Origin of the sequence: Meiothermus hypogaeus (assembly GCF_003574035.1) — a bacterium.
In the GTDB taxonomy this organism is placed as follows: Bacteria; Deinococcota; Deinococci; order Deinococcales; family Thermaceae; genus Meiothermus; species Meiothermus hypogaeus.
The window spans coordinates 24,797-37,415 of sequence record NZ_QWKY01000006.1; the positions used below are offsets into that span (position 1 = coordinate 24,797).

General features: G+C 65.5%; 15 protein-coding genes. 5 read left to right on the forward strand and 10 right to left on the reverse strand.

Going from position 1 to position 12,619, the window contains the following annotated elements; translation table 11 throughout:
• Positions 1-2: 2 nt before the first annotated feature.
• From Mhypo_RS02620 to Mhypo_RS02630, 3 genes are read left to right on the forward strand one after another with little or no spacing between them, the layout of a single operon-like run.
• Positions 3-968: an ABC transporter permease gene (locus Mhypo_RS02620; RefSeq protein ID WP_027888523.1), complete on the forward strand. Its 966-nt coding sequence runs from the start codon at positions 3-5 to the stop codon at positions 966-968.
• Positions 961-1,839, forward strand: coding sequence for an ABC transporter permease (locus tag Mhypo_RS02625; protein WP_043983037.1), 879 nt, complete (start codon positions 961-963; stop codon positions 1,837-1,839). The genes Mhypo_RS02620 and Mhypo_RS02625 overlap by 8 nt, the downstream gene beginning before the upstream one ends.
• Before the next feature lie 4 nt (positions 1,840-1,843).
• On the forward strand, positions 1,844-2,584 hold the full coding sequence (locus Mhypo_RS02630; protein WP_027888521.1) for a PIG-L deacetylase family protein: 741 nt from the start codon (positions 1,844-1,846) through the stop codon (positions 2,582-2,584).
• Positions 2,585-2,971: 387 nt separating this feature from the next.
• Here the strand turns inward: Mhypo_RS02630 and Mhypo_RS02635 are convergent, their stop codons facing one another.
• Together Mhypo_RS02635 and Mhypo_RS02640 are read right to left on the reverse strand one after the other, a co-directional pair.
• Positions 2,972-4,015, reverse strand: a complete 1,044-nt coding sequence (locus Mhypo_RS02635) for a C39 family peptidase (RefSeq protein WP_223299774.1) — start codon at positions 4,013-4,015, stop codon at positions 2,972-2,974.
• Positions 4,012-4,986: an alpha/beta hydrolase family protein gene (locus Mhypo_RS02640; protein ID WP_119339789.1), complete on the reverse strand. Its 975-nt coding sequence runs from the start codon at positions 4,984-4,986 to the stop codon at positions 4,012-4,014. Before Mhypo_RS02640 ends, Mhypo_RS02635 begins: the two co-directional genes overlap by 4 nt.
• A gap of 256 nt (positions 4,987-5,242) precedes the next feature.
• On the opposite strand from Mhypo_RS02640, the gene Mhypo_RS02645 reads away from it, so the two are divergent.
• Positions 5,243-5,659: a BlaI/MecI/CopY family transcriptional regulator gene (locus Mhypo_RS02645; RefSeq protein ID WP_119339790.1), complete on the forward strand. Its 417-nt coding sequence runs from the start codon at positions 5,243-5,245 to the stop codon at positions 5,657-5,659.
• Between the two features lie 4 nt (positions 5,660-5,663).
• A complete protein-coding gene (locus Mhypo_RS02650) occupies positions 5,664-6,542 on the forward strand; it encodes a M48 family metalloprotease (RefSeq protein ID WP_119339791.1) in 879 nt (292 codons plus the stop codon).
• Here Mhypo_RS02650 and Mhypo_RS02655 read toward each other — a convergent pair.
• The 8 genes from Mhypo_RS02655 to Mhypo_RS02690 form a co-directional block, all read right to left on the reverse strand.
• Complete coding sequence (locus Mhypo_RS02655; RefSeq protein ID WP_119339792.1) at positions 6,539-7,078, reverse strand: GNAT family N-acetyltransferase; 540 nt, start codon at positions 7,076-7,078, stop codon at positions 6,539-6,541. The genes Mhypo_RS02650 and Mhypo_RS02655 overlap by 4 nt on opposite strands.
• 438 nt (positions 7,079-7,516) lie before the next feature.
• Positions 7,517-7,852, reverse strand: a complete 336-nt coding sequence (locus Mhypo_RS18835) for a TlpA disulfide reductase family protein (protein WP_170148193.1) — start codon at positions 7,850-7,852, stop codon at positions 7,517-7,519.
• Positions 7,853-8,142: 290 nt separating this feature from the next.
• Entirely contained in the window at positions 8,143-8,769 is a 627-nt protein-coding gene (locus tag Mhypo_RS02665) for a DUF3105 domain-containing protein (RefSeq protein WP_119339834.1), read from the reverse strand.
• A 23-nt stretch (positions 8,770-8,792) separates the two neighbouring features.
• The gene (locus tag Mhypo_RS02670) at positions 8,793-9,689 is read right to left on the reverse strand and encodes a WD40/YVTN/BNR-like repeat-containing protein (protein WP_119339793.1); all 897 of its coding nucleotides are present in this window, start codon (positions 9,687-9,689) and stop codon (positions 8,793-8,795) included.
• Positions 9,690-9,747: 58 nt separating this feature from the next.
• The gene (locus Mhypo_RS02675) at positions 9,748-10,134 is read right to left on the reverse strand and encodes a GNAT family N-acetyltransferase (protein ID WP_119339794.1); all 387 of its coding nucleotides are present in this window, start codon (positions 10,132-10,134) and stop codon (positions 9,748-9,750) included.
• A gap of 32 nt (positions 10,135-10,166) precedes the next feature.
• Positions 10,167-11,048 carry a TlpA disulfide reductase family protein gene (locus tag Mhypo_RS02680; RefSeq protein WP_119339795.1) on the reverse strand — a complete coding sequence of 294 codons (882 nt, stop codon included), beginning with the start codon at positions 11,046-11,048 and terminating at the stop codon, positions 10,167-10,169.
• Positions 11,049-11,058: 10 nt separating this feature from the next.
• Positions 11,059-11,466 carry a rhodanese-like domain-containing protein gene (locus Mhypo_RS02685; protein ID WP_119339796.1) on the reverse strand — a complete coding sequence of 136 codons (408 nt, stop codon included), beginning with the start codon at positions 11,464-11,466 and terminating at the stop codon, positions 11,059-11,061.
• 165 nt (positions 11,467-11,631) lie between these two features.
• Positions 11,632-12,618, reverse strand: coding sequence for a cation diffusion facilitator family transporter (locus Mhypo_RS02690; RefSeq protein ID WP_240637083.1), 987 nt, complete (start codon positions 12,616-12,618; stop codon positions 11,632-11,634).
• Position 12,619: the final 1 nt, after the last annotated feature.

Consider the following 12,619-nt stretch of genomic DNA (forward strand, 5'->3'; position numbering starts at 1 on the left):
CGATGCTCAATCGCCTGGGCCAATACCTCCTGGTGCTGCTGGTCGCAGTGACGGTGAACTTCTTCCTGCCCCGGGCTATGCCGGGCAGCCCGTTGCAGTTCCTCGCTGGTGATGAGGTGGCCACGCTGAGCCCCGAGCAGCGCCAGGCCATCCTCCAGCGCGCGGGCTTGGACCAGCCGCTGCTGGTGCAGTTCTTGCGCTACCTGGGCCAGTTGGCCCGTGGCGATCTCGGCTACAGCTACCAGGAAAATCGTCCGGTGCGCTCGATCCTGCTCGAGCGCCTACCCTGGACTCTTCTGCTCACTGCAACCGCCCTGCTCCTCTCCTCGCTCTTCGGCGTCATCGTAGGGGCCCTGGCCGCCTGGCGGCGTGGGGGGATGCTGGACAACACCACCCTGGCCGGCTCGATCGCCCTTGACGCGGTGCCCACCTTCTGGCTGGGGATGATGCTGGTGGCGATCTTCGCCGTGCAGCTACAGATCTTCCCGGTTTTCGGGGCCAGAACTGCGTGGGCCAACTACCAGGGCTGGTCGGCGGTGGTAGACGTGACGCGTCACCTGGTATTGCCCGCCACCACCCTCACCATCGCCAGCCTCTCCGGCACCTACCTGGTGATGCGCTACGCGATGCTCGCCGTGCTGGGAGAGGACTACATCCGCACCGCCCGGGCCAAGGGAATGGCCGAGCGCCAGGTGCTTTACAAGCACGCCCTGCGCAACGCCATCCTCCCGGTGTTCACGGTGTTCATGCTCAACCTGGGAACGCTGGTGGGCGGGGCCGCAGTAATCGAGACGGTGTTCTCCTATCCAGGGGTGGGGCGGCTGCTGTTTGAGTCGGCCACCAACCGCGATTACCCCTTGCTGCAGGGGGCCTTTTTCCTGGTGACGCTTTCGGTGTTGCTTTTCAACCTGCTGGCAGACTTGCTCTATCCCCTGGTTGACCCCAGGGTACGGGGTTCACATGGTTAGCTCTGCTGTTGCTTCGGCCCGATCAAGACGCTGGCGCGAGCTTTCGAAGATGCTTCTGGCTAGCCCTGTCGGCGTTACGGGCCTGGGCTTGCTGACCTTGATGTTGTTTTTAGCCCTGTTCGGCCCGCTGATCGCCCCCTATGACCCCACCCTGCCCAGCGGCAAACCCTTTGAGCAACCCTCGAGCGCCCATCTGCTGGGCACCAACGACGTGGGTCAGGACATTCTCTCCGAGCTAATCGTGGGTACGCGGGTTTCGCTCCTGATCGGCTTTAGCGCTGCGGCAGGCGCCATCTTGATCGGTACGTTGGTGGGTCTGGTAGCGGGCTACAGCGGTGGCTGGCTGGACGGGGCGCTGATGCGCCTGGTGGACGTGATGCTGGTGCTGCCCTTCATCCCGCTGATGATCGTGGTGGCCGCCTATCTAGGACCAAGCACCGGCAACCTGATTGCCGCCATCATGCTGGTCATCTGGGCGCGACCCGCTCGAGTGATCCGTTCCGGGGTGCTGGCCTTGCGCGGGGCGACCTACGTCGAAGGGGCCAGGGCCCTGGGGGCTAGCGACTTCCACATCCTCTTCCGCCACATCCTGCCCGGGGTGCTGCCCATCGCAGTCTCGCAGTTCATTCTGGTGGCATCCGGCAGCATCCTGATCGAAGCCTCACTCTCCTTCTTGGGCTTGGGTGACCCGGTGCGCAAGAGCTGGGGTTCCATCCTCTATTACGCCCAGATTCGCGGGGCTTTTCTCAACGGTTCGTGGCCCTGGTGGGTGGTGCCCCCGGGGGTGATGATCACGTTAGCGGTGCTGGGTTTCGCCCTTACCGGCCGCGCTTTGGAAGGCTATCTGTTCCCGCGCTTGCGCAAAGGTTGATCGTATGCCCAAAAGCATTCTGATGTTGGCGACCTATGGCCTGGAGATCGTGGAAGTGGGTGGTACGCTGGCCCTGCACGCCCAGGGGGGCGATGCCGTACACGCTGCCGTGGTGCTGTCCAGGCCGCAGACCCGCCCCCAGATCGAGCAAGCCGCGAAGATCTTGGGGGTACGGTCGGTGCGGTTCCTGGAGTTTCAGGTCGGCGAGACCCAGCTCGACACCCCCTCCAAAATCAAGCTGGTGCGACTGATCCGGGAGACCCGCCCGGACATCCTGATCACGCAAGACCCCGAGCATTCCTATGCCGACCTCGACCCCGACCGCAGACTGCTCATGCTCTTGTATCTCGAGGCGGCCTCGTTGGCCGGACGGGACTGGCGCATCGAGGAGTGTGGCGGGTTTGAGCGCCACCTGATCCGCGACCTCTACTACATGTCGCCGCACAACCCCAACTGTGTGGTCGAGATCGGATCCACCTTTGCCCTCAAGCAACAGGCCCTGGGGGTGCTCGAGGGGCAGATGGCCTTCACTGCACAGGTGCTGCGCAGCAGGCTTAACCCAGAGTCACTGGAGACCATTGTTCCTGGATATGCCCACCTGTCCGACCTCGAGCTGGGGCGCTCGCTGCATCGCGAAATGGACAAGTCGTCGGCGCTCTATCACGGACTGCTGAGCCATGCCGGGGCCACCATGGCCGAGGCGTTCAGGCATCAGTTCCCCTTTCGGTTGGAACGGTTGCTCTGATCCACGACCTTAGCTGCCCTTGGAGCCTATACGATACCGGATTCAAAAAGATAATCTTCCAAACCGAAGAGCCCCGGAGGCTATCTTTTCGGGTCCCAGAGCATACCCCTCCCTGACGGTCGGCGAAGCAAGCGTATCCCTCCCGAGGGGCGCTACCGCCCTCCGCCACGCGGATAACTTCGGTCGGGTCAGTTCGTCACCGAACGGTGACGAACTAACCGAATCGGGTATGAAACCCTCATCTTGACCGCAGCAACGCTAATTGGCCTCTCCGGGATCGCGGTGATCGTAGGGGTCGCCCTGGACCTACGTGGCTGCTACCGACTGGATCATCGGCATGATACCCCGCCGCTTCGGCGAGGGGACTGGCACGATCCAGTTTTGAGCCTAGCGTGCGGCTTTCGCCTGCAATTCCCGCAGCGCAGCCCGGGCTTCGGCATAGCCGGGTCTATAGCGCAGGGCTGCCCGGAAGTCAGCCAGGGCTAGATTACGCTGTCCCAGCGCAGCCCGGGCTTTGCCGCGCCAGTAGTACGACTCCTCATGGTCGGGAGCCCACCGCAGGGTCTCACTAGCTAAGGAAACCACCTCGCCATGGCGGGCCACCTTGTAGTAAGCCTCCAGGGGACCAAACTGGTACCACAGGGTACGCCAAGGCCAATTACCCAGCATCCCGCCGGGCCGGTCGGGGTCATAGGCCCGGTTGACCGGCAGGCCGCGGGCTTGGTCGTAGGCTTGGGCAGCCCCCACGGCGTCGCCCAGCTTAAGCAGGCTGGTGCCCAGGTTGAACCAGGCGAAGGCGTTACGGGGCTGGGTCCGGGTTTCCTGGAGGGCTACCGCCCGGGCGTGCTGGTCTTCCCATCCCGCGTTCACCCGATCACCCAGCAACTTGCGCACTTCCCCCTCACGGCTTTTGGGATAAACCACTAGATAGGTGCGGTTGTACACCTGCCACAGGCTGTCAAACTCCGTGTACTCGAGGCGTATGTTGGGGCCGTTGTAGGAGTCGTAGGCCCACAAATAGCCCCCTCGTTCGTCGTAGCCGGTAATCAGACGGTAGTGACCCATGCCGCCTTGGTCGCTGACGAACCAGGTCTGGGCGATTACCGGGTAACCCGCTGCCACCAGCCGCCTGATCAACGCCAAATCGCCGGCTGCGCCCCCGTGCACGGCGTAGCCCTGGCTGCGGGCATAAGCTGCCAGCTCATCGGGCGAGACGTTCTTGTCGGCCCGGTTGGGCTTCAACACAGGAGCGGACTGGTACTGCGTCAGCTTGCTCCCCCAGAAGCTCAGGGCCATCCCGATCGTGACGGGGCCGCAGTTGTTGAGGCGTTGGTACTCGTGGCGAACGCCTTCCAGCCGCACCGCCCCGGGCACGGCCCCGGCCGTGGACAGAAGCACGGGCAACAGGAGGTGCACGATCCGCCGGTTCACGATCCCCCTTTCAGGTAGCGGTCGAAGAACGCCACCGAGCGCCGCATGGCCTGGGCGAAGTTCTTGCTCAGGTTGTGGTCGTCTCCGGCGTAGCTATAGAACTCATACGGCTGCCCGGCCGCCTTGAGTTGCCGCGCCAAGGTCTGCGAAAAGGCGTAGGGGACGTGGGTATCGGCAGGGCTATGATGAAGCTGGATCGGCGCCATGCCTTCTGCCAGGTAGCTGTTGGCCGAAATAGCGTTCCAGAACCCGGGGTTCTGCTCGGGAGTGCCGAAGCGATCGAAGATCTCCCGCCTGCGCTGCTGTACCCGAGTTGAGGGTTGCCCACCCATGTACGGTCGCCGCCAATTGTTGACGAGGTCAGTGTAGGGTGCCACCACTCCCGCCCAGATCACCCCGGCCTTGATGCGCTTGTCGACGACCATGGCCCGCAGGGTGAGGTAGCCACCCATCGAGTGTCCCCACATGCCCAGACGCCCGGCATCGACTTCCTTAAGCTTCGCCAGCGAGGAGACTGCGTTGAGCACGTCGATGGTGTAGCCCGGAAACCAGTAGGCTCCCTCGGCCTGGCCCTCGGAATTGCCGTGCCCCCGGTAATCCGGCTTGAACACGACATAGCCCGCCCTGGCCAGTGCGTCCACGTACGCCTCGTAGCGCTGGGTGGTGCGGTACTGTTCGGGCGGGATGTAACCGTGGTTAAACACGACGGCGGGCCAGCCGCTCTTCGGCTTGGTGCCCGAGGGTACGGTCAAGAGGGCGAAAATCTTCAGGCCGTCGGAACGGTAGGAGGCGATGTAGCGCCGGTAGTTCGCGCCCGAGGTGAGGGTACGCTCGACGGTGATGGCGCTGCCCGGGTAACTGCGGGCACGCAGGGCCTCGATGCTGAGGGGGTCAGGCTGCTTGCTCTGGCCCAGGGCGAGGCCGCTGGACAGGAGCGCTGCGATGCCAAGGGATGGCAGGATTCTGACCATGCCTGTCAAGTTAAGGTTTTACGGTTAAGTTTCCGTAAAGCCCTCCGCGGCCAGGCTAAGGTTGCGGCCATCACCTCTACCGAGCAGGCCTCGAGCGTCCTTGAAGTGGGCATTTAGCTACCCGTCACCCGCTACGCAGTGCCCACGGTACTTTGACGAGGTTTCAAGACCTTGATTGGCCCGAACGCGCACACGGAGTGCAGCTAAGGCAGTCACGACCATGTAAAACCTGTCCTCCGACAGGTACACTGAGCCTATGGGCGAGGTGCGCTCGTTCCACCTCAACGAGCAGGGGTTGCAGCGGGTCCTGGGCGGCCTCGAGGCGGCGGTGATGGAAGTGCTGTGGAAGCATGGGCCCCAGACGATCGCGGAGGTGCAGAAGGCCTTGTTGCCGCAGCGGCTAGCCTTCAACACGGTGATGACGGTGCTCAGTCGCCTGGTCGCCAAAGGGCTGGTGACCCGCCGCCAACCGGGTGGGAGGCGCTCGGTCTACGGAGCGGCCCTGTCCAGGGAAGCCTTCGTAGAGGGGTTGACCCACGACGTTGTGGTAGGTCTGGTGCGCGATTTCGGGGACTACGCGGTGGCCCAGTTCGTCGCTGCGCTCGAGCGCGAGGATCCCCGGCGCATCGCCGAGCTCGAGGCCCTACTGCGGCGCAAACGGGAAGGCTCGTGAGCCTATGGGTCGCGCCATCGAGGCCAGCCTGCTCACCTTGCTGCTGCTGCTGGGGGCGCCGTTGCTGCTGGTGGCAGGCACCAGCGGTCACCCGGGCATGAGTGGGGCCTTGGACTGGCTCGGGGACTGCTGGTTCGCCCTCCGGGCAGGAGAGGCGGCCGTCGGGCTGGTTCTGCTGGCCGCGCTGGGTCCAGGGGCTCTCGCGGCTTTCCGGATGCTGCGCGAGCTGGTCACGAGGTGGGCTCTGCTGGCCTCGCTGCGCCGTGAGGTCAGCGGGACCGCCCAGCCTCCCGATCTCAGCGAGCTCGCGCAGAGCCTGGGCTTGAGGCGGGTGGTATACGTGGACCGGCCCGACGTGTTCGCCTTCACCCAGCTCTCCGAGGTGGTGGTGAGCCGGGGTCTGGTCGAGCTGCTGCCCCGCGAGGAGCTCAAAGCTGTCCTGCTGCACGAGCGGTACCATCTGATACGCCGCTCGGTCAAACGTGGCCTGTGGGTGGCCGGTCTGACCGCCGCCACGGCATTCCTGCCCGTCGCACCGCTCCTGCAGCGGGCCTGGTGGTTACGGGAAGAGCTCGACGCCGACCGGGCGGCGGCGGTGGTGGGCGGTGACGTGGTGGCCTTGGCCTTGTTGCGCCTCGCACGGCATGCCCATGCAGAGTCGGCCCCGAATGCTGAAATTCTAGGCTCGAGCCTGGCTCTACGGGTGCAGGCCGTCTTGGGGCAACCGGCGCCTCTTTTTGAGGGGCGCTCCTGGCGGGCGGCTGTGGTGAAAAGCGCGCTCATCCTGGCGGCACTGTCTCTCGTACCACTCCTGCTGCACGCCGCGCCTCTGGAGTGGCATCTGCGGGACTGGTTACCCCACGGCCCGGGTCAGAGCTGCTAGAGGGGCAGGCCGCACAGGTCGAGCTCCCCTTCCGGCCAGGACCTGCCCTGACAGGCGAACGCCATTGCCGCCAACTCGCCCTGCACTCTGCCGCCGGGCTGCTGGAAGTAAAACGGCCCTTGCACGCGCTGCCAGCCCAGGCGTTCATAGAAGGGGACCAGATCCTCCGCGCACATCAACCAGGCGAAATCGCACTTAAGCCGGTCGCCGATGAACCCGACGCTCTCCCGCAGCAGCACGGAGGCGTAGCCTTTGCCCCTCGCTTGCGGGAGAGTGGTCACCGCCCCTACCAAGCCCAGCCGCACGTCCTCCACCCCGACCTTCGCCGGGCGGTGGACGATTTCCAGCATGCTCACCCACCGGCCTTCATGGCTCAAGAAGCCGTACCACTGAGGCCGGGAGAGCTTGAGCGAGCTCCGGAAAGTGCGGGCTTTCCACCAGCGGTAGCGCACGTACTGGCTGAGCGAAAGCTGCTCCGGGGGGACGATCCAGACTTGCTGCTCCCAGGGAAGAACGTCGACGAGAAAGTGATTCATGGCGGGGACCCCCTTTTACACTACAGCGTGTAGTGTAAAGACCCCATGTTAAATCTGCGTAAAGCTAGTGGCTAACCCGCCTGCGCACCCTCCAGGCGCAAGCCACGCGGTTCGGCCATCCCGCCCGGGTGGAGCATGCACCTTTGCCGCATGGCGCTTGACGACCGGCAGACAGGAGGAGCAGGGCCGCTCGATCCAGCCGCGACCCCGGCTTCACCCCCCCGATGGTCAAGTTCCCCCATCCTCCCCCCCGATGGTCAAGTTCCCCGACGGGTAGCGGTTGCACGCTCCGACCCTGCCAGGCTCAGCAAAACCGATCGCGCACGATGATCCGGGCGTTGCCGAGCGCACCGCCAAGTTCCACGTCACCACCATCCTCAACAAGCCCGGCGAGGACACCCGGCAGAGCTTGGCGTGACCCTGCTGGGCTGCCCGCCTTCAAGTAGGCGCAACGAAGTTGATTCCCACGAACAGCACCCGGTCCTTGTACCTGCGCCAGGCTGCCTCGAGCATCGGCGCTTCACGGCGGCAGGAGGGGCACCAACTGGCCCGGAAGTTGAGCGCGACGGGCTTGGGCCCACCAGCCTGGAGAGGGTGAGGCGATCCCCCTCCTCCGCCCGGTAGGGCTTCAGGGTGGGCATGATGAAGTCCGGGGCAGGTTGTTCCCCTGGGCGACCTGAGAGGGCAGGGCCGAGGGGAGGGGCCGCGGCGCAGACCCCACCAGAACAGCCCACCCAACAGAACGACCACCAGGATTCCGGCCCAGAAGCGCATATTCTCCTGTTGTCCTTGTTCCCTTCCTTGAACCAGCACACCAGCGTATCGTAGAGCCCGGCTAGCGCCAGCCCACCACCTGCAAACAAACTGGCCCGGCGTCCACTTCGGCACATGCCCGTACGTACCTGTACCTCACTCTTGCGCCTGAGCGGCCCTGAAAGCCAGGGGAAAGCAGGCTGGCCCAGCCGTAGAAAATGTGAGGCTACCCGGAGAGCCGGGAACCGGAGGCGGGCAGAACGGCCAAACCCACCATCACACCCAGCCGCCCGCCGGCTCGAGCGCTCACGTCACCTCACCGGGTTTTCCGGCCCCCGGCCACGGTAGGCGTCCACAAACGCCGCTGCCGCCGCGGCGTCCCACCCCTCCAGGCGCAGCAGCCTGTTCCAGGCGGTGAGCTCGATACCGCGCCCAATCCCGGCCTTACGGACCACCACCAAGCCGTCCCACTGACCCCGGAACCGCCCTGCCCAGGCCCTAAGGGTGCGCAGGGCCTCGTCGCCGGGTTGGTCGTAGTAGATCACCACGTTCCCGTGTTCCATCGAGTGCACCAGCTTCTCTTTAGGTTCGGCAGCGGTGTAGAAACCGGCGCTGGTCCAGCTCGGCCAGTGGGTGCCCGAGGTCGGCGGATCGTCCCTGAAGCCCAGCGGCTGTCCCAGCGCCGCGTGCAAACGCCCCGCGTCAGGGCGCTCGATCACCCTGCCGAGCTGGGGTTTGCCCTGCTCGGCCAACCGGGCGAAGTCGCCCCCCACCTGCCGCCCCTGCCACCACGACCAGCCGGCCCAGCCGACCCCCAGGGCGGCCAGGGCGGTGAGGAGTACTGCAGTCCAGGGAAAGGCTTTAGATTTGGAGGTGTACCTCGCACCACGCCGGGTGCTTGACGTCAAGGCCTTTCGGTTGCTCGGATTCTTTGCCATACGTCGCTCCACGTGCCAGGTGCTCATCGTTGCCAAACCTGGCCCTGATCGTCCATCCATACGATGTATCCAGCCTCGTCGGGGCTCGCCGCCAGCGCGATCACGGAGGCGGGCTCCAGGCGTTGCCATCCCTCGGGACCCTGGGCATACAACCCCTGCCGTCCGCCGACATAGAGCTTGCCGCCCCCGTCCACGCCCAGCGCGAAGACGTCGGCCTCGGGCGCCCCGGCGGGCTCAAAATGCCCGCCGCCATCCAGGCTGCGGTAGAGCCCTGCCCCCACGCCTCCGGCGTAGACGCTACCGTCCCTCGCGACCGCCAGCACGTGAACCCACCGGGACAGCCCTACCCCCCCGGCCGCTCTCCAGTTCAGACCCCCGTCCTGGCTGACGTACAGACCGCTGCGGGCTTCCCAAAGGTAATGCCGCTGAGGGTCAACAGGGCTTATCGCGTAGCCGTGAATGTCCATGCCGCCGAGCCCACTCGGACGGCGGTCACGGTATGTCCTGAGATCGTCGCTCACGGCATAGACTTCATGGCCAGCTACAATTAGCCGCCTGCCATCCCAGGCCAGATTCATGGCATCCCAGCCGCTGCGCTGCACCACGTTAAGCCAGCCCTGCTTATCCCCGTCGAAGCGCTGGATGCCGTCGTGGTGCCCGAAGAGTATCTCCCCAGTAGGCAAAAGTACCAGGGAGTGGGCGTCTCGCGTGGCCACCGGGGCCAGGGGCATGGTCATGCCGGCCATCCTCCCCTTGGGGCTGCCGGCCCCGCTCGCCGCCGTGCCCATGGGTATCCCGCCCGTGATGGGCATTCCGGGCAGGCGGGGTACGGTCGAGCGCGCCAGCAGCCCCACCAACCCGGCCAGCAGGAGTGCCCCAAGACCGGCGATCCACCAGGAGGTTTTGACCCGTTTCCCCATCGACCCGACCTCGGCCCGCGGCCACCATCCCGCGTGCCCGCACGGTACCCAGTTTGTGTTAAATGCGTGTAAAGTCCCTGGGTGGAAGCCCCGGATGTGGTCGACCGGCCTGCCAGTACCCCCACTTCCACCACCGCAGCTTGGGCACCCCGGCGATATAGGTGCGGGCAACCCCGCAAGGCTGGAAGCCCACCGACAGGATGCCCCGCCTCGAGGCCAGGTTGGCAGCGTAGGTGTCGATGTAAATGCCGCCGGTGGGCGGGCTGCTCAGGGCAAGGCCGGCCAGATAGCGCAGGGCGGCCTTGTACAGCCCCCGACCTCGCAGGTGTGGCTGGGTCTGAAAGTCTGAACAGCCAGTGGACCGGTCGGGTCTGGGGCTGAGTGGGACCGTCCGTGGGCGGGCGGTAGACCAGGTGGGCGCGCCACCGAACCGGCGAACGCTCAAGCAATAACGTGAACAAGGGAGCCTCCGCGGGTCTAGGGCAAGACGGCCCGTACGTTACTGAGCAAAGCCCCTCGGTTGAGTTCACCGATCAGCCGGCCGCGCAGGGTGCCGTCAGGAGCGATGAACAGGGTAGTGGGTAACCCCACCCCGCCAAAACGGGCATAGAGCGCGGAGGTGCGGTCAAAGCCGCTCTGACCCACAGGGGCATCCCGCCAGATGGGATAGCTCACCCCCACCTGTCGGGTGTAGGCCGCGACCGTCTGGGGGGCTTCGTTCAGATTCACCCCCACGACGACCAGCCCTCTATCTTTGAACTCGGCCTGCACGCTGTCCAGCAGCGGCATCTCGCGGCGGCAAGGGGGACACCAGGTGGCCCAGAAGTTGAGCACCACCGCTTTACCCCTGAGGCTCCAGAGCGTGACCGGCTGGCCCCCGAGGTTCATCAGCCGTATCTCCGGAACCTGGTCGCCGATTTTGACAGCAGCCCCATCCCCCAGTCGCAGCCCCATGCTCCCGTACCCCAGGGCAAACCAGGCACCACCCACCGCGAAGCCCATCAGCAGCGGTCGGGCGTAGGCTAAGCGCTCAGGCTGTACACGGCGCGACAGGGCCCACAGCCCATAGGCCATCCCCCCCATCGCCCCGGCCCAGGGTAGATACCCCGGCTGCCAGATATACAGTGCGGTAATCGGGTTGGCCTGGTAGCCATCCCAGTTGAGCAACACAAACCCCAGCCGCGCCCCCAACAAACCGGCTATGGCCAGGTTACCGGCTGTGTTCGTCACCCAATTGACATCCAGCCCCGCCCGTCTGGCCACCCGTGCAGCCCACCAGGAAGCCACCAGTAGCCCGGTCAAGAGCACCAGCCGCACCGTGGCGATCAGGAAGGGACCGATCTGTAGAGCATCTGGCATGACACACCCGCTAGCGAGGCTTGATCAAAAGGGCAAAACCTGCCGCTTTCCAGGCTTCAAAACCCCCCTTGAGCTCCCTCACGTTGGTATAGCCCAGCCTGACCAGGGCCTGTGCCGATAGCGCACTCATCCGCCCAGACCGGCAATAGACCACGATCTCGGCGTTTTTGTCCTTGGGCAGATTGCTGGCCTTAGCGATGAGGTCGAAGGGGATGAAAAGGTCCGTGCCGGGAATTTCCCCCTCATAGGGGATATGGGTGTTGATCAGGACGAAATCCTTGTCCGCGAGTTGGCGCTCAAGCCCCTGTGGGCTTAGCAGACCCCAGCGACCGCCTTGAGTCTGTGCAGTTTGAGCCGGAAAGGGATGGGCCAGTGACAAACCCCCCAGCAACAGCAGCATCCACACTCGCATGAACATGCTTACCTCCGGAGGCACAAAAGGGCACGAAGACAAGGGTAGCGGCGGTGTGTTAAGTTTCCGCAAAGGCCCCCACGGTGAGGTATCCGTATTCCGTAGATCCCCGCCGGCGGTGATGCCGCCGTTCGAAAGCGCATTTTCGAGCACCCCCTTTACCTCCTAGGGTTACTCCCAGCGCGGGTGGGCGTGCTCCTCGGCCGCGCGCAGGGCCGGGGTCTCCAGCTGCACCGTGACGTGCCCGATCCCGTGGCCCTCGGCCACCGCCCGGGCCAGGGGGATCACGTTGACGTCTGGGGTGTCCATCACCAAGTGCACCGAGAGGTTGTGCTCCCCGCCGGTCGTGGCCCAGACGTGCAGGTCGTGGGCCTCTTGCACGCCGGGCAGCGCCTCCAGCTCGGCCTGCAGCTTTAAAAGGTCCGCCCCCTCGGGCACCCCCTCGAGCAGGACGTTCACGCTGGCCGAGAGCAGCACCCAGGTGCGGGGCAGCACCCACAGACCGATCAGCGCCCCCAGCAGCGGGTCCACCCAGCCCCAGCCGGTGAAGAAGATCACCACCGCCCCGGCGATCACCGCCACCGAACCCAGCAGGTCGGAGAGCACCTCGAGGTAGGCTCCCCGCACGTTGAGGCTCTCCCGGCTCCCGCCCATCAGGAGGCGGGCCGCGATCAGGTTCACCGCCAGACCGCCGACGGCAACCAGGAGCATGGGCAGGCTCTGCACCTCGGCGGGCTCGCGCAGGCGCTGGTAGGCCTCGAGGAGGATGTAAAAGGCCACGACGAACAGCACCGCGGCGTTCACGGCCGCCGCCAGGATCTCGAGGCGGCGGTAGCCGAAGGTGCGCTTCGGGTCCGCCGGCCGCTGGCCTAGCCGGATCGCCAGGAGCGCGATCAGCAGCCCCATCACGTCGGTGAACATGTGGGCGGCGTCGGACAGGAGCGCCAGGCTGCCGAAGACCAGCCCGCCCACCACCTCGGCCAGCAGATAACCCCCGGTCAGGGCTAAAGCCCAGCGCAGCCGGGCTTCGGGCACCTCACGGGCGGCCTTGCCGTGCTCGTGGCCCCGGCTCATGCGCCTACCTCCCGCGCCCAACCCGTTTCCAGAGTACCGCCGCCACCGCCACCAGGGCCAGCACGGCAACGAGGAGCGTGGCATC